This is a genomic window from Pseudomonas anguilliseptica (genome assembly GCF_021375795.1).
In the GTDB taxonomy this organism is placed as follows: Bacteria; Pseudomonadota; Gammaproteobacteria; order Pseudomonadales; family Pseudomonadaceae; genus Aquipseudomonas; species Aquipseudomonas anguilliseptica_A.
In genome coordinates this window covers 1,560,597-1,575,242 of the sequence record NZ_JAEIOI010000001.1, presented here as the reverse complement: position 1 = coordinate 1,575,242, position 14,646 = coordinate 1,560,597, and the positions used below count along the sequence as shown (strand labels likewise).

Annotated in this window: 14 protein-coding genes; 10 read left to right on the top strand and 4 right to left on the bottom strand. The window is 62.4% G+C overall.

The genetic code is table 11. The features are described from left to right. Positions 1-54: 54 nt before the first annotated feature. Positions 55-711, bottom strand: coding sequence for a thiopurine S-methyltransferase (locus IOD17_RS07300; protein ID WP_233684396.1), 657 nt, complete (start codon positions 709-711; stop codon positions 55-57). A gap of 170 nt (positions 712-881) precedes the next feature. Between IOD17_RS07300 and IOD17_RS07295 the strand changes: the two genes are divergently transcribed. Then, positions 882-1,652 carry a DODA-type extradiol aromatic ring-opening family dioxygenase gene (locus tag IOD17_RS07295; protein WP_233684395.1) on the top strand — a complete coding sequence of 257 codons (771 nt, stop codon included), beginning with the start codon at positions 882-884 and terminating at the stop codon, positions 1,650-1,652. A gap of 70 nt (positions 1,653-1,722) precedes the next feature. Here the strand turns inward: IOD17_RS07295 and IOD17_RS07290 are convergent, their stop codons facing one another. Next, complete coding sequence (locus IOD17_RS07290; protein WP_233684394.1) at positions 1,723-3,438, bottom strand: DEAD/DEAH box helicase; 1,716 nt, start codon at positions 3,436-3,438, stop codon at positions 1,723-1,725. 329 nt (positions 3,439-3,767) lie between these two features. Between IOD17_RS07290 and IOD17_RS07285 the strand changes: the two genes are divergently transcribed. After that, the gene (locus IOD17_RS07285; RefSeq protein WP_233684393.1) at positions 3,768-4,559 is read left to right on the top strand and encodes a crotonase/enoyl-CoA hydratase family protein; all 792 of its coding nucleotides are present in this window, start codon (positions 3,768-3,770) and stop codon (positions 4,557-4,559) included. A gap of 248 nt (positions 4,560-4,807) precedes the next feature. Here IOD17_RS07285 and IOD17_RS07280 read toward each other — a convergent pair whose 3' ends face one another. After that, positions 4,808-5,581 carry a spermidine synthase gene (locus tag IOD17_RS07280; RefSeq protein ID WP_233684392.1) on the bottom strand — a complete coding sequence of 258 codons (774 nt, stop codon included), beginning with the start codon at positions 5,579-5,581 and terminating at the stop codon, positions 4,808-4,810. Positions 5,582-5,743: 162 nt separating this feature from the next. On the opposite strand from IOD17_RS07280, the gene IOD17_RS07275 reads away from it, so the two are divergent. From IOD17_RS07275 to IOD17_RS07240, 8 genes are all read left to right on the top strand, one after another. Further along, positions 5,744-7,093, top strand: a complete 1,350-nt coding sequence (locus tag IOD17_RS07275; protein ID WP_233684391.1) for a flavin-containing monooxygenase — start codon at positions 5,744-5,746, stop codon at positions 7,091-7,093. Further along, a complete protein-coding gene (locus IOD17_RS07270) occupies positions 7,074-8,000 on the top strand; it encodes a bile acid:sodium symporter family protein (RefSeq protein WP_233684390.1) in 927 nt (308 codons plus the stop codon). Before IOD17_RS07275 ends, IOD17_RS07270 begins: the two co-directional genes overlap by 20 nt. Further along, on the top strand, positions 8,000-8,782 hold the full coding sequence (locus tag IOD17_RS07265) for an SDR family NAD(P)-dependent oxidoreductase (protein ID WP_233684389.1): 783 nt from the start codon (positions 8,000-8,002) through the stop codon (positions 8,780-8,782). The genes IOD17_RS07270 and IOD17_RS07265 overlap by 1 nt, the downstream gene beginning before the upstream one ends. Next, positions 8,782-9,522 carry a sulfite exporter TauE/SafE family protein gene (locus tag IOD17_RS07260; protein ID WP_233684388.1) on the top strand — a complete coding sequence of 247 codons (741 nt, stop codon included), beginning with the start codon at positions 8,782-8,784 and terminating at the stop codon, positions 9,520-9,522. Before IOD17_RS07265 ends, IOD17_RS07260 begins: the two co-directional genes overlap by 1 nt. Beyond that, a complete protein-coding gene (locus IOD17_RS07255; protein WP_233684387.1) occupies positions 9,519-11,273 on the top strand; it encodes an N-acyl-D-amino-acid deacylase family protein in 1,755 nt (584 codons plus the stop codon). The genes IOD17_RS07260 and IOD17_RS07255 overlap by 4 nt, the downstream gene beginning before the upstream one ends. A gap of 199 nt (positions 11,274-11,472) precedes the next feature. Further along, entirely contained in the window at positions 11,473-12,819 is a 1,347-nt protein-coding gene (locus IOD17_RS07250; protein ID WP_233684386.1) for a class II 3-deoxy-7-phosphoheptulonate synthase, read from the top strand. 75 nt (positions 12,820-12,894) lie between these two features. After that, positions 12,895-13,062, top strand: a complete 168-nt coding sequence (locus IOD17_RS07245; RefSeq protein WP_233684385.1) for a DUF2897 family protein — start codon at positions 12,895-12,897, stop codon at positions 13,060-13,062. 24 nt (positions 13,063-13,086) lie between these two features. Further along, positions 13,087-13,845, top strand: a complete 759-nt coding sequence (locus tag IOD17_RS07240; RefSeq protein WP_233684384.1) for a CPBP family intramembrane glutamic endopeptidase — start codon at positions 13,087-13,089, stop codon at positions 13,843-13,845. Here the strand turns inward: IOD17_RS07240 and IOD17_RS07235 are convergent. Beyond that, the gene (locus IOD17_RS07235) at positions 13,796-14,614 is read right to left on the bottom strand and encodes a substrate-binding periplasmic protein (protein WP_233684383.1); all 819 of its coding nucleotides are present in this window, start codon (positions 14,612-14,614) and stop codon (positions 13,796-13,798) included. The two genes, IOD17_RS07240 and IOD17_RS07235, sit on opposite strands and share 50 nt — an antisense overlap. Positions 14,615-14,646 lie beyond the last annotated feature (32 nt).

The following is a 14,646-nucleotide window of genomic DNA, read 5'->3' as shown; positions in this document are numbered from 1 at the left end:
GTTCAGCAGTCACGCAAAAGGCGGCCCTTGGGCCGCCTTTTTTGTTTGCAGATTTCAGCGCTTACCCAAGCGGTAGACCCGCTCATCCAGGCGCTCCAGGCCGCGCTTGAGAAACTTCCAGTTCTCGCCCAACACATCAATGCACTCCAGTTCCTGCAACTGCCAGTTCGCCGCCAGCAGATGCTGTACCTCAGCATCGCTTACCGCGAAAGGCGGGCCATCCATCTTGTCCTGATCATAATCCAGGGTCACCAGCAGCCCCTGACAGTCGCTCGGCAGTACCTGCGACAGGTGCGCCACATAACAGGCACGCATCTCAGCAGGCAGCGCAATCAGCGCGGCACGGTCGTACAGAGCGGCGCAACCGCCCAGTTGCTGCGCGCTGAGAGCAAAGAAGTCCCCACAATAGATCTCTAGATTGCCGGCTTGGTAGTGCCGAAATGCCCCGACATCATTGACCTGCGGTTGCAGCCCATGCTCCGTGAAGAAATCCTCGACAGCACGCTGTGCCAGCTCGACCCCCACCACCTGACAACCCTGCCCCGCCAACCAGGCCAGATCCAGGCTCTTGCCGCACAACGGCACCAGCACCCGCGCCCCTTCAGGCAATCCCAGTGCCGGCCAGTAACGCTGCAGATAAGGATTGACCTCGGGCAGATGAAAGCCAATTTCACTGCGCGCCCATCGCGCCTGCCAGAACTCTGCGTGCATATCGCCTCCTGTAGAAACTCAGCCGCTGATCCTGCCGCAAAGTGGCTGGAAGACCAAGGACTTATGCCACCCGCAAACCATCTATAGAAACGATAAATATGCTCGGATATTTACCCTTTTATATGCAATTTATCTGATGGAAGATGCAGGCAATCGCTCAGGAGTCTGCCATGTCCCTCCCCAGCCTGTTTATCTCTCACGGCTCACCCATGCTGGCCCTGCAACCCGGCGCCAGCGGCCCTGCCCTTACCCGCCTGGCTCAAAAGCTGCCGCGCCCACGTGCCATCCTGGTGGTGTCTGCACACTGGGAAAGCCACGACTTGCGGGTCGGCAGCGCGGTAACCCCACAAACCTGGCATGACTTCCGTGGCTTCCCGGCCGAGCTCTACCAGGTGCAATACCCTGCGCCGGGCTCGCCGCAACTGGCAGCAGAGGTTGCCGAACGATTGGCGCAAGCCGGCCTGCCAGCACGACTCGACGCCGAGCGACCACTGGATCACGGTGCCTGGGTGCCTCTGGCACTGATGTACCCACAGGCCAACATTCCTGTCATACAAGTCTCGCTACCAAGCCAACAGGGACCCGACCTGCAACGCCGAGTTGGCCAGGCACTGGCGGGGTTGCGCGATAACGGCGTACTACTGATCGGCTCCGGCAGCATCACCCACAACCTCGGCGATCTGGACTGGCAAGCGGGGCCGGAACAAGTCGAACCCTGGGCACAGGCTTTCCGCGACTGGGTGGTGGAGCAACTGAGCAAGCAGGATAATGCCGCCCTCGACGATTACCGCCGGCAGGCTCCCCATGCCGTACGCAACCACCCCAGCGACGAACACCTGCTGCCACTGTTCTTTGCCGCAGGTGCGGGCGGGCAGTTTAAGGTCGAGCACAGCGGTTTCACGTTTGGCGCGCTGGGCATGGACATCTACAGCTTCACGTAGCCATACGCCCAACACGTCACAGCAATAAAAAAGCCCCGCACTTGGCGGGGCTTTTTTATTCAACGAAGCATCAATCTTCGCGATAACGACGCAGCTTCAGTGGCTTGCCACCGACGCGGGTGTCTTTCAACTTACCCAGCAAACGATCAAGGCCTTCTTCCGGCAGCTCAACCAGGCTGAAGCTCTCACGCACCTGAATGCGACCGATATCTTCACGGGTCAGACCGCCTTCATTGAGGATGGCGCCGAGCAGGTTCTTTGCCGCGATACCATCGCGCGCGCCCAAGGCGGTGCGGCAACGCGCACGGCCTTCGGCCAGCGGTACCGGCGCACGACGCTCACGGCCGCCTTCACGCTCAGGACGATCACCACGGTCACTGCGCTCGCTACGCTCACGCGGGCCACTGCTGCCCGGCACCAGCGGCTGGTCGCGCTGAACTTCAGCCAGGGTCAGCGCTTGGCCATTGGTGGCCTTGCGCAGCAGGGCTGCGGCCAGGGCACGCGGGCTGCAACCAATGTCAGCGGTCAGGCGATCCAGCAGATCACCGTGGCTGGCTTCGGCATCAGCCACCAGCGGCGCCAGGCTGTTGGTAAGTTTCTTGATACGCGCGTCCAGCACTTGCTGGGCGTCCGGCAGCTTGACTTCGCCAACCTTCTGCCCGGTAACACGCTCGATCACCTGCAGCATGCGGCGCTCACGCGGGGTCACCAGCAGCAGTGCGCGACCGGTACGGCCGGCACGGCCAGTACGGCCGATACGGTGTACGTAGGATTCCGGGTCATACGGCATGTCGACGTTCATCACGTGGGTGATGCGCGGTACGTCGAGGCCGCGAGCAGCCACGTCGGTGGCGATGACGATATCCAGACGGCCATCTTTCAGCGAGTCGATCACGCGCTCACGCTGGTTCTGCGCAATGTCGCCGTTCAGCGCGGCAGCCTTGTAGCCCTTGGCTTCCAGCGCGGCGGCCAGGTCCAGGGTGGCTTGCTTGGTACGCACGAAGCCGATCAGCGCGTCGAACTCTTCGACTTCCAGCAGACGCAGCACGGCGGCGTGCTTCTGGTCGGCGTGGACCATCAGGTGCGCCTGCTCAATGGCCGTCACAGTCTGAGTCTTGGAAGCGATCTTGATGTGTTGCGGCTCGCGCAGGTGCTTCTCGGCAATGGCGCGGATCGAGTGCGGCAGGGTCGCGGAGAACAGCACGCTCTGACGGCTAGCCGGCATGGCTTCGAAGATCACTTCGAGGTCATCCATAAAGCCCAGCTTGAGCATTTCGTCGGCTTCGTCGAGCACCAGGTACTGGATGGTCGACAGCACTTTCTCGTCACGACGCAGGTGGTCAACCAGACGACCAGGGGTAGCGACGATGACTTGTGCACCCTGACGGATGGCTTTCAGCTGCGGGCCCATCGGTGCGCCGCCGTAAACGGCAACCACGTTGAGGCCAGGCATCTGCTTGGAATAGGTTTCAAAGGCGGTGGCCACTTGCAGGGCCAGCTCACGGGTCGGCGCGAGAATCAGCGCCTGTGGCTCTTTCTTGGCTGGGTCGATCTTCGACAGGATCGGCAGGGCGAAAGCGGCGGTCTTGCCGGTACCAGTCTGGGCCTGACCGATCATGTCCTGACCGGACAGAATCACGGGAATGGCCTGCGCCTGAATCGGCGACGGCTCTTCATAACCGACAGCGGTCAGTGCAGCGAGAATATTGGAGTTGAGTCCGAGTGCGGCGAAGCCGCCGGTTTCCTGGGTCATGGGTCTGCCTCTAGTGCATCCGCAAAGACCCATGTTCCAAAGCTGCGCATGCCGTGTAAGACCCAAAGGTCACCCTGGCAGCTCTGTCGGCGGGGATTTGCGAAAACGGTGATAAATGAATCGTCAAGGATAGCCCGCTTTGCGGACTGGCTGCCGAAGTCGAGCTTCGGGCGATTTGCACTACCTGAACGTGGCCAAAAATTGACCGGCGCGCACTATACCGGAAAACCTGGCCAATGTGCTGGTTTTTGCACAAATAGAGCTTGGACAAGGCCAAATCGTCATCCTCTGGTAGCCTGCAAATGGCACGCTGTAGTAGCACAGCGTCTACCTTCATAACCTGCCTACAAGGACTCACTGCCATGACCCAAAGCACCAGCGGCCGCGTCAGCCGTGAAAAACGCGGCCAAATCATGTTGATCGGCCTGGACCGAGCGAGCAAACGCAATGCTTTCGACATGCCTATGCTCGATGACCTGTGCCTGGCCTATGGTGAGTTCGAACGCGACAGCGAGGCGCGGGTGGCGCTGGTATTTGCTCATGGCGAACACTTTACCGCCGGCCTGGACCTGGCCAATGTGGCCGCCCAGTTTGCTGCAGGGTGGAAGATACCGGAGGCGGGTTGCGACCCTTGGGGGGTATTCGGCGGGCCGCGCGTGAGCAAACCGGTAATAGTCGCGGCCCAAGGCTACTGCTACACCATCGGTATCGAGCTGATGCTGGCGTCGGACATCAACCTGTGCGCCAGCAACACCCGCTTCGCGCAGATGGAGGTGCAGCGCGGCATCTTCCCGTTCGGCGGCGCGACCCTGCGCATGCACCAGAGCGCCGGCTGGGGCAACGCCATGCGCTGGCTGCTCACCGGCGATGAGTTCGACGCCCACGAAGCCTATCGCCTGGGGCTGATCCAGCAGGTAGTGGCCAGTGAGGAGCTGCTGCCCAAGGCCCTATGGCTGGCTGAGCGTATTGCCGCGCAAGCCCCGCTGGGCGTGCAGGCTACCCTGGCGTCGGCGCGTCAGGCCGTGGTTGAAGGTCCGACTGCGGCAGCGGCCAGCCTGCACCCAACCGTGACCCGCTTGATGGCCAGCGAAGATGCTCAAGAAGGTGTGCGGGCCATGCTGGAACGGCGGCCGGGCGACTTTAAAGGGCGTTGAGCCTCATTATTTGGCGAGCTGTTCAGAACCTGATTTACGGTATAGCGAGCTAGGGCCATGCAAGGCGCTACGTTAGTAACAGCCTCCGGCTGGTCAAAGCGGCGAGGAAGCGGAGTTTACTGGTGTAAATGAGCATTACTCGCTTCGCTCGCCCTTCGGGCCGCGCTAAAGCGCGTTAGCCGCAAGCGACTTGCCGAGCCTGCTTTTAACGCAGCGGGGCCGACGCGCAGCAGACCGTAAACAGGTTCTCAGGTCGCCGGACGCACCGCTTTAATCAACGACTCCAGCGAATAACCGAACTGCGGTGCCAGCAAGGCATCGCGGCGGCGCAGTTCGTCGAAGTCGATTTCCTGCTCCAGATCCGCCGGCACCAGCAGCACCACGTTGCCCTCCTTCACGGGGCACTCCCAGTAATGCCGATGGTAGAGACCACGCAGCAGCGGCGCGCCGAGTGGCTTGCCATCGTTGCCGGCCCACTGGTTGATGATCAGCCAACCGCCCGGATTGAGCTGCTTCTGGCAGTTTTCCAGAAAGCGCCAGGCCAGGTGCCCGGTCGCCGGACCATGGTCGGTGTACAGATCGACAAACAGCAGGTCGGTCTTCTCGGCGCTTTCCAGCAGTTCCAGCGCATCGCCGATGCGGATGGTGAGGCGCGGGTCATCGGTCAGGCCCATATGTTCCATGGCCAGGCGCGGCACATCGGCGCGCAGCTCGATTACCTCAACATCGTCCAGCGGCAGAAACTTCAGGCAGGCCTGCGTCAGGTTGCCGGCACCGAGCCCCAAAAACAGCGCGCTTTCCGGGTGCTCGTGGCACAGCGCTCCGAGCAGCATGGCGCGGGTGTAGTCGTATTCCAGCCAGCTGGGATCCGGCATATACACGCAGCTCTGCTCGATCGCCTCGCCAAACTCGAGAAAGCGGTAGGCACCCATCTCGACCACCTGAATCACCCCGAAGGCATCATGCACTTCGGCGATCAGCAGCGGGTCCGGCATCTGCCCAACCGGAGGTAAACCTGGCATCCCGCACACTCCACCGTGACATCCCCGACCATTTCGGCCAGGGGAAAGGCGCTAATTGTCATTGAGGCACCCTCCCCTGGTCACGCGATAATTTGCCGCAGTCGGGGGCGCCGAGTTCATCGTCTGCGACTACAACAATAAAAGCGCTTATCGAGGTTTGCCATGTACGCGATTATCGGTGCCGGCCCCATGGGGTTATGCACGGCACGTCAACTGCACAAGCACGGCATCGACTTTGTCGGTTTCGAACAGCACAGCGATGTCGGCGGTTTGTGGGATATCGATAATCCGCACAGCACCATGTATGACTCGGCGCACCTGATTTCCTCCAAGGGCACCACTCAATTCACTGAATTTCCGATGCGCAGCGAAGTGGGCCCTTATCCGCACCACAGTGAAATGCGTCGTTATTTTCGTGACTACGCCGAGCACTTTGGCCTGTATGCGCATTACCAGTTCAACACCCGAGTGGTCGATATCCAGCGCCTGGACAACGGCTGGAAGCTGATCAGTGAACAACAGGGCGTGCAGCGTGAATGGCACTTCGAGGGTGTGCTGATCGCCAACGGCACCCTGCACACGCCCAATCAGCCGGCGTTGCCTGGCGCGTTTACGGGCGAACTGCTGCATTCCAGCGACTACCGCTCGGCAGCCGTGTTCGATGGCAAGCGCGTACTGGTGATCGGCTGCGGCAACTCGGCTTGCGACATTGCCGTGGACGCCGTGCACCGCGCCGCCTCGGTGGATATCTCGGTGCGCCGTGGCTATTACTTCCTGCCCAAGTTCACCCTAGGCCGCCCCACCGACACCCTGGGCGGCGCAATCAAGCTACCGCGTCCACTCAAGCAGCTGCTCGATGGTCTGCTGGTGCGCGCCCTGGTCGGCAAGCCCTCGCAATACGGCTTGCCCGACCCGGATTACAAACTCTACGAATCACACCCGGTGATGAACTCCCTGGTGCTGCACTACCTCGGCCATGGCGATATCCAGGCACGCCGCGATGTTGCAAAGGTCGAGGGGCAACGGGTGACCTTCACGGATGGCGAGCAGGCCGAGTACGACCTGATTCTGCAAGGCACCGGCTACACGCTCAATTATCCCTTTATCGACCGCACGCACCTCAACTGGCCAAGCCATGTCGGCGCGCCTCAGCTGTACCTCAACGTGTTCCACCCCGAGTACGACAACCTGTTCATGATGGGCATGGTCGAAGCCTCGGGCCTGGGCTGGCAGGGCCGCGACGAGCAGGCCGAGTTGGTGGCGCTGGTGATTCGCCAGCAGCAGGCCGGCAGCGCCGCCGCGAAGAATTTCCGCACGCTGGTGCAGGCGCGCAGCACCCAGCGCCTGGATGGTGGCTATAGCTACCTGAAGCTGGAACGTATGGCTTATTACGTACACAAGAACAGCTACCGCACGAGTGTGAAGCAGCACATCGCTGAACTGCGGCAGAACCTGCCGCCTCTGACCTCAACCACTGCCCAGGAAAGCCACGATGCCTGCCGTCAATCTTGAGTTTTCCCCAAGTGCAATGATTGCCCTGAACGCGATCATCGCGCTGATGATGTTCGGCGTGTCCCTGGAGCTGCGCGCCGACGACTTCAAACGCATCCTGCGCGCGCCCAAGGCCCCGCTGATCGGCATGCTGGTGCAGTTTATTCTGCTGCCGGCCTCGACCTGCCTGCTGACCATCGTCCTGCCGATCGACCCAAGCCTGGCCCTGGGCATGATCCTGGTCGCCACCTGTCCGAGCGGCACCTTCTCCAACATCATGACCTGGCTGGGCCGTGGCAATGTTGCGGTGTCGGCCAGCGTTACCGCCGTCTCAAGCGTGACGGCGGGGATCTTCACCCCGCTCAACTTCGCCCTGTATGCCGGCCTCAACCCCAACACCCGTGCATTGCTCACGGAAATCAGCGTTGATCCGGTCGAGCTGCTGCTGATGGTGCTGCTGGTACTGGTACTGCCCATGGTGCTCGGCATGTTGCTGGGCAAGCGCCAACCGCAACTGGCGCACAAGCTGGAAAAACCGCTGCGCAACTTCTCCCTGCTGGTGATGCTGGCTTTCGTTGGCGGTGCATTCTTCAAGAACTTCGAGCAGTTCATCGAACATTTCCATCTGTTCTTCTGGTTGGTGGTCACCCTCAACTTTATGGCACTGCTGCTGGGCTACTTTTGCGCTCGGCTGTGGCGTTTGCCGGAAGCCGATGTACGGGCGGTCACCCTGGAAACCGGCATCCATAACTCAGCGCTGGGCATGGCGCTGATCTTCACCTTCTTCCCGCAGGCCGGCGGCATGCTGCTGATTGCCGCGTTCTGGGGCTGCTGGCAACTGCTGTCCGGGCTGATCCTGGCCCTGTACTGGTCCCGCAACCCGCCAGCCACCGTTCAGATCGACACGCTCGGCGAAGGCACCCACTGATGCATATTGCACTGATCACCGGGGCCGCCAGCGGCCTCGGCTGGGCGCTTGCGCGCGCCTATCACGCCCGGGGCTATGGCCTGCTGCTCACCGATATCAATGCCAGCGGCCTGGCCGCGCGGGTAACTGAGCTGGGCGCAGACCGGGTGATCGGCCTGGCCGGTGATATCACCGATCCAGCCCTGCACCAGCAATTGCTGCACGCCTGCCGCGAGCGCTTCGGCCGCCTTGATGTGCTGATCAACAACGCCGGCATCACCCATCGTTCGCCCACCCTGCAAACCGACCCAGCCGTGTTTCGCAAGGTCATGGCCGTCGACTACCAGGCGCCCGTGGAACTGACTCTGAGCGCCCTGCCGCTGCTGCGCCAGAGCCGCGGGCAGATCATCGCCATTGGCTCCATGGCCGGCTGGATGCCGGTGCTCGGTCGCGCCGGCTATTGCGCGGCGAAAAGCGCCCTGGGTCAGTTTTTCGAAGTGCTGCGCGCCGAGACCCGCCGCGACGGCATTCGCATGCTGCTGGTGTACCCAAGCTTTCTCGACACCCCCATCGACTTCAACGCCCTCGGGGCTGACGGCAAACCGGCCGGCCATGCGCGCTCGACCATCGGCCGCATACGCGGTGCCGAGTGGATGGCCGGGCAGATTCTCCAGGCGCAGAGCCAAGGCCGCGAACGCCTGTTCCCCGACCGTGGCAGTTGGCTGGCCAGCCTGCTGTGGCGCATTGCGCCAGGGTTGTACTACCGCAAGATGAGCGCGCGTTTCGCTGCGGAGATGGACTGATGGAAATCGCCTGGCTGGCCCTGGCCGGCTTTATCCTGCTGGCTTACACCCTGGAAGCCATTACTGGCTTCGGCAGCATCGTGATCGCCCTGTCGCTCGGTGCACTGCTGCTGCCTATTGAGCAATTGCTGCCGGTGCTGGTGCCGCTGAATATCTGCATGACCGGCTATCTGGTCTGGCGGCACCGGCAGATGATCGACCGCCGCCTGCTGCTGGGCATGATCCTGCCGGGCATGGTCGTCGGCACGCTGATCGGTTACGCCCTGCTGCCCTTCCTCGACGCCACCCTGGCCAAGCGCCTGTTCGGCGCACTGGTGCTGTGGTTTGCCGCACGCGAGCTGTGGCGCATTCGCCACGCCTCTGCGCAGACCATTCGGCCACTGTGGCTCAGTCGCCTGCTGAGCCTGTGCGCCGGCGTCAGCCATGGCCTGTTTGCCTCCGGCGGGCCGCTGCTGGTGTTCGCCCTGGCTGGCACGCAACTGGACAAGGCACGCCTGCGCGCCACCCTGGTCACGGTGTGGTTCAGCCTCAACAGCCTGTTGACCCTGGCCTTCCTGCTCGACGGCCGTCTGCTGCCCGCGCTGCCACAGGTGCTCAGTTATGCCCCCTTGCTGCTGATCGGCGTGTGGCTGGGCGAGCGCCTGCACCAGCGCTTTAACGAACAGCACTTCCGCATTGCCATCTACCTGTTGCTGCTGGTCACCGGCGGCCTGCTGCTAGCGCCCTGGAGCTTGTTATGAATTACGACGTGATCATCAAGAACGGCCTGTATTTCGATGGCAGCAACCAGCCGGGCCAGCTACGGCATATCGGCATCAAGAATGGGCGCATCGATGCGGTCAGCCTCAGTCCGCTGGATGAGAGCGGCTGCCCCGAGGTGCTCAACGCCGCCGGTAAGTGGGTCACCCCTGGTTTTCTGGAAATCCACTCGCACTACGACGCCGAAGTGATCGCCGCCCCTGCGCTGAAGGAGTCGGTGCGCCACGGTGTGACCAGCGTGACCATCGGCTCCTGCTCGATCAGCATGGTGCTGGCCGATGCCGAGGACTGCTCCGACCTGTTCACCCGCGTCGAGGCGGTGCCGCGCGAGTACGTGCTGCCGATCCTGCAGGAGAAGAAGACTTGGCGCGACGCCGCCGGCTACCGCGCCTTCTACGACCAGCAGCCACTGGGGCCGAACGTCAGCTCTTTCCTCGGCCACTCCGAACTGCGCGTGGCAGTCATGGGCCTAGAGCGAGCTACCAGCCAGGTGACGCCGACCGAAGCCGAGCTGCAACGCATGGAGCAGCTACTGGAAGAGGCACTGGACGCCGGCTGCATCGGTCTGTCGGTAATGACCACGCGGCTGGATAAGATGGACGGCGACCGCGCCTGGTCCAGCCCCCTGCCCTCGACCTTCGCCAGCTGGAAGGAGTTTTCGCGGCTGTTCGCCATCCTGCGTCGGCGTGATGCGGTGATGCAGGGCGCACCGAACGCGGTGACCAAGGTCAATGTGTTCGCCTTCCTCTGGCAGGCCCACGGCTGGTTCCGCAAGCCGCTGAAGTGCTCGATGCTCACCGCCCTGGATCTGAAATCCCAGCCGCTGTTGCATCGCTTCACTCGCCTCTCCGGCTGGCTGGCCAACCGCGTGCTGCGCGGCCACTTCCGCTGGCAGACCCTGCCGGCGCCGTTCACCCTGTGCCTGGAAGGGCTCAATGTGAATGCCTTCGAGGAGTTCGGTGCTGGTGAGATCCTGCGCAATATCAAGGACCCCGACGAGCTGTACAGCAAGGTGCTGGAGCCGGAATTCCGTGCCCTGTTCAAGAAGCAGGTCAAGGCCGTGCTGACCAAGGGCCTGTGGCACCGCGACTTCTCCGACTGCTGGGTGACCGAATGCCCGGACGCCAGCCTGGTCGGCAAAAACTTCAAGCAGCTCGGCGAGAGTCGTGGCCTGGACGCGGTGGACGCCTATTTCGAGCTGGCCTGCCAGTACCGCGAAGCGCTGAAGTGGACCACCTGCTACGGCAACCAGCGCGAGCCCGTGATGCACAAGCTGCTGTCCAGCCCGTGGACCCAGCCGGGCTTCGCCGACTCCGGCGCGCACCTGCGCTCCATCGCCCAGTACAACTTCCCGCTGCGCTTCCTCAAATACGTGCGTGATGCCGAACTGGCCGGCACGCCCTTTATGCACACCGGCCGGGCGATCCATCGTCTAAGCGGCGAGCTGGCGGACTTTATCGGCGTGGATGCCGGCTATATCCGCGTCGGCGACCGCGCCGATCTGGTGATCGTCAACCCGACCGGGCTGACCGATGAGCTGGACGAGATGCATGAAGCGCCGATGGAAGTGCTCGGCCTGGAGCGCGTTGTCAAACGCAACGATGCGGCGGTGGACGCCACCCTGATCAACGGCCGTATCGCCTACCGCCGTGGCAGCGAGTTCCCCAGCGAGCTGGGCCAGCAGCAAGGTTTCGGTCGCTTCCTCGCGAGCCGCGATGTAACGCCAGGCTGAAAATGTAGCCGGATCACCATCTGTAGGAGCGGGCCGTGTATACGAAACGCATCGCAGCCATGGGCTGCCCCGACAGAGAAGCGGCAAACCCGAGCCATGCGGCATCATGCAGCAGCTCTATCGCGCCTATCGGCTTGCCGGCCATGGCTTATCGGTTACCATGCCCGTCCGCCTAAATTGACTTAAGCCGAGAGCCGCCATGTCGCAACCCTGGAGCCCTGAAAGCTGGAGAGCCAAGCCGATCCAGCAACAACCGCAGTACCCGAACGCCGCGCAGCTGGCCCAGGTCGAGCAGACCCTGGCCGGTTATCCGCCGCTGGTGTTTGCCGGTGAGGCCCGCGAACTGCGCCGCCAGTTTGCCGAGGTCACCCAGGGTCGCGCGTTTCTCCTGCAGGGTGGCGATTGCGCCGAGAGTTTTGCCGAGTTCAGCGCGGCGAAAATCCGCGACACCTTCAAGGTGCTGCTGCAGATGGCCATCGTCATGACCTTCGCCGCCGGCTGCCCGGTGGTCAAGGTCGGGCGCATGGCCGGCCAGTTCGCCAAGCCGCGCTCGGCCAACGATGAAACCATCGACGGCGTGACCCTGCCCGCCTACCGCGGCGATATCGTCAACGGCATCGGCTTCGACGCCGCCAGCCGCGTGCCCGACCCGGAGCGCCTGTTGCAGGCCTACCACCAGTCCACCGCCTCGCTGAACCTGCTGCGCGCCTTTGCTCAGGGCGGTTTCGCCGACCTGCACCAGGTGCACCAGTGGAACCTCGACTTTATCGCCAACTCGGCGTTGGGCGAGAAGTACAGCGCGCTGGCCGACCGTATCGACGAAACCCTCGCATTCATGCGCGCCTGCGGCATGGACGGCGCAGCGCAAGTACGTGAAACCAGCTTCTTCACCGCCCACGAGGCGCTGCTGCTGAATTACGAACAGGCCTTCGTGCGCAAGGACAGCCTTACCGGCGACTTCTATGACTGCTCGGCGCACATGCTGTGGATCGGCGACCGCACCCGTCAGCTGGACGGCGCACATGTCGAGTTCCTGCGCGGTGTCGGTAACCCGATCGGGGTAAAAGTCGGCCCGAGCATGGGCAGCGAAGACCTTATCCGCCTGATTGACATCCTCAACCCGGACAACGATCCCGGTCGCCTCAACCTGATCGTGCGCATGGGCGCGGACAAAGTTGAAGCCGGCCTGCCGCGCCTGATCCAGACCGTGCAACGTGAAGGCCGCCAGGTGCTGTGGAGTTCCGACCCGATGCACGGCAACACCATCAAGGCCTCCAGCGGCTACAAGACCCGCGACTTTGCGCAGATCCTCGCCGAGGTGAAGCAGTTCTTCGCGGTGCACCAGGCCGAGGGCAGCTACGCCGGCGGTATCCATATCGAGATGACCGGGCAGAACGTCACCGAATGCATCGGCGGCGCGCGCCCGATCACCGAAGACGGCCTGTCGGATCGCTACCACACCCACTGCGACCCACGGATGAACGCCGACCAGTCGCTGGAACTGGCCTTCCTGATCGCCGAAACCCTCAAGCAGGTAAGGCGTTAAGCCCGGTTGGCGGCTGATCAGACAGATCAGCCGCCAACGCGTTATGGTGACCACTCTCCCTCCGAGGAAGCACCCATGACCTGGTATATCTGGTTATTCATACTGCTCGTGCTGGGCTCCATCGTTGGCGGCCTGATGGTGCTGCTGCGCACGGCAAAACCGCTGCCGCTGAGCGAAGAACAACTGGCTAAGATCCGCCAGCGCCAGCTGGAACAGGAAGCCAAGGACGCCCGCGAACGCTAACGCCTCGTACAACAAGGACGTGTCATGCCGTTGCATCTGCGCTTGCTGCTGCCAATTCTGTGCCTGGGTACAGGGCTGGCATTGGGTTATATCCAGCCTATAGGCCTCATGGCCGGCGCACTGTTGATAACCCTGCTGCTGTTTGCCGAACAACGCCTGCCTACCGGGCCATGGACGCTGCTCAGCGTGCTGGCCTGCACCGCCCTGGCAGCGCACGCCGTGCCAGGTTTCACTGCCACCGCCCTGTGGCCAGCGCGCCAGCTCAGCGACGATGCCCCGGCCTACGCGCTGCGCCTGTCGTGGGACAAGCTGCTGGTCGGGGTAACCCTGTTGGCCTGGTGGCTGGGACAGCCCGCTGCAAACAGGCCACAGACCTACCGTGTCTGGCTGACAGCCGCACTCACCCTGCTGGCCGTGCCGGTATTGGCAATGGGCGTAGGGTTGGTAGGCTGGCAGCCGAAATGGCCCAGCGAGTTATGGCTGTGGTTGGCGGTCAATCTGGGCGTGGCCGTGCTGGCCGAAGAGTTGCTATTTCGCGGGTTGCTGCAGCGCTACCTGGTCAGCTGGCTGGGAGCCTGGCCCGGGATTGGCCTGACAACGCTACTGTTCGCTGCCGTACACATCCCCTTCAGCCCATTGTTTGCCATGCTTGCCGGAGTCGCAGGGCTGGGTTACGGGCTTATTTTCCACTTCAGCGGGCGTATCAGCCTGGCTATTGCACTGCATGGCGCGGTCAATCTGTTGCACCTACTGCTTTTAAGCTATCCGTTACGCCTGGGATAACGGCGACCTGGTAGCGGGTAAAAATCTGCGCCAGCTGACCGTTTTCCCGCAACACCTCGAGAATCGCTGAGAACTGCTCAGGGCTGATAGGCGCCCCAGGGCGCATGATCACGTGGTGGCGATAACGCTGATCAGCCTGCTCAGAAATCAGCAACTGCCCGGCAAACTGGCGATGGCGCTCAAGAAAATCGCCAATATAGGAGCGCGTCACCAGCGCAATTTCCGCACGCTGATGCAGCACCATCAGCAGATTGCTCTCATGGGAATGGCTCAGCGAAGCATTGAAGGTCTTGCTCAGGTAACCCGGCTCGGCATTGAACTGGGCAAAGGCATAGTGATAGCCGTGGTAGAGCGCCAGGCGTTTACCGGTGAGGGTGTCGAAATAGCGCTGGTCGCGCCCCGGCTCAGCGCGCGCGACAAACACTTCGGAGTCTTCCAGCCCCATGTCCAGCGCTTCGTGTGGCACGTCCTGCCAGCCCCAGCCGGGATTTTCGAAAATGGCCAGATCAATGCGCTGCTGTTCAAAGTCGCGAAAACGCCGCTTGATCGACGTAGGCACCATGACAAAGCTGAATTGGCCCTGCGCCTGATTCAGGGCCGTCAGCAACTCCGACAGCAACCCACGGGACTGATTCTGCTCAGCCTTGAATACATAAGGAGGAAAATACACCGCCGCTACACGCACTTCCTGCGCGGCAATTGCCGACTGCGCCAGCACTAACGCCAGCGCCGCGCCACAGATCCTGAATCCTCGCCCCAAAAGCCCCATACGACGCCAACGTCCTTATTTTTTTGTTGTTT

Coding starts and splice junctions, on each gene's coding strand:
- IOD17_RS07275 (WP_233684391.1), top strand. CDS start 5,744: ATGTACGCGATTATCGGTGCCGGCCCCATGGGGTTATGCACGGCACGT.
- IOD17_RS07245 (WP_233684385.1), top strand. CDS start 12,895: ATGACCTGGTATATCTGGTTATTCATACTGCTCGTGCTGGGCTCCATC.
- IOD17_RS07270 (WP_233684390.1), top strand. CDS start 7,074: ATGCCTGCCGTCAATCTTGAGTTTTCCCCAAGTGCAATGATTGCCCTG.
- IOD17_RS07250 (WP_233684386.1), top strand. CDS start 11,473: ATGTCGCAACCCTGGAGCCCTGAAAGCTGGAGAGCCAAGCCGATCCAG.
- IOD17_RS07295 (WP_233684395.1), top strand. CDS start 882: ATGTCCCTCCCCAGCCTGTTTATCTCTCACGGCTCACCCATGCTGGCC.
- IOD17_RS07265 (WP_233684389.1), top strand. CDS start 8,000: ATGCATATTGCACTGATCACCGGGGCCGCCAGCGGCCTCGGCTGGGCG.
- IOD17_RS07260 (WP_233684388.1), top strand. CDS start 8,782: ATGGAAATCGCCTGGCTGGCCCTGGCCGGCTTTATCCTGCTGGCTTAC.
- IOD17_RS07240 (WP_233684384.1), top strand. CDS start 13,087: ATGCCGTTGCATCTGCGCTTGCTGCTGCCAATTCTGTGCCTGGGTACA.
- IOD17_RS07255 (WP_233684387.1), top strand. CDS start 9,519: ATGAATTACGACGTGATCATCAAGAACGGCCTGTATTTCGATGGCAGC.
- IOD17_RS07285 (WP_233684393.1), top strand. CDS start 3,768: ATGACCCAAAGCACCAGCGGCCGCGTCAGCCGTGAAAAACGCGGCCAA.
- IOD17_RS07290 (WP_233684394.1), bottom strand. CDS start 3,438: ATGGGTCTTTGCGGATGCACTAGAGGCAGACCCATGACCCAGGAAACC.
- IOD17_RS07280 (WP_233684392.1), bottom strand. CDS start 5,581: ATGCCAGGTTTACCTCCGGTTGGGCAGATGCCGGACCCGCTGCTGATC.
- IOD17_RS07235 (WP_233684383.1), bottom strand. CDS start 14,614: ATGGGGCTTTTGGGGCGAGGATTCAGGATCTGTGGCGCGGCGCTGGCG.
- IOD17_RS07300 (WP_233684396.1), bottom strand. CDS start 711: ATGCACGCAGAGTTCTGGCAGGCGCGATGGGCGCGCAGTGAAATTGGC.